The following is a 542-nucleotide window of genomic DNA, read 5'->3' as shown; positions in this document are numbered from 1 at the left end:
ACGCGCCGGCGGATATCGCTTTCCGCTTCGTCCGGCGTCTGGTAGCGCGACTGGATCTCGAACGCGACTTCGTTTGCGCCGCCGTGCTTCGGTCCGCGCAGCGCGCCAATCGCGCCCGTGATCGCCGAGTAGATGTCAGACCCGGTGCCCGCGATCACGCGGCCCGTGAACGTCGACGCGTTGAACTCATGTTCGGCATACAGGTTCAGCGACACATGCATTGCATCGACCCACGACTTCGACGGCTCCACACCGTGCAGCAGATGCAGGAAATGGCCGCCGATCGAATCGTCATCGGTTTCCACTTCAATGCGTTTGCCGTTGTGCGAATAGTGGTACCAGTACAGCAGCATCGAGCCGAGCGACGCCATCAGTTTGTCGGCGATATCGCGCGCGCCGGGCAGGTTGTGATCGTCCTTCTCCGGCAGCACGGTGCCGAGCACCGAGACGCCGGTGCGCATCACGTCCATTGGATGCGCGGCTGCGGGAATCCATTCGAGCGCGGCCTTCACATTGGCGGGCAGGCCGCGCAACGCCTTGAG

Annotated in this window: 1 protein-coding gene; it reads right to left on the bottom strand. The window is 63.5% G+C overall.

Annotated elements, in window-relative coordinates; genetic code table 11:
• A partial coding sequence (locus tag SB753_RS34615) for a citrate/2-methylcitrate synthase (RefSeq protein WP_410804539.1) occupies positions 1-542 on the bottom strand: 542 nt, incomplete at both ends.

The organism is Paraburkholderia sp. SIMBA_053 (assembly GCF_046534895.1).
Lineage (GTDB): Bacteria > Pseudomonadota > Gammaproteobacteria > Burkholderiales > Burkholderiaceae > Paraburkholderia > Paraburkholderia caledonica.
This window is presented reverse-complemented; position numbering and strand designations above follow the sequence as displayed.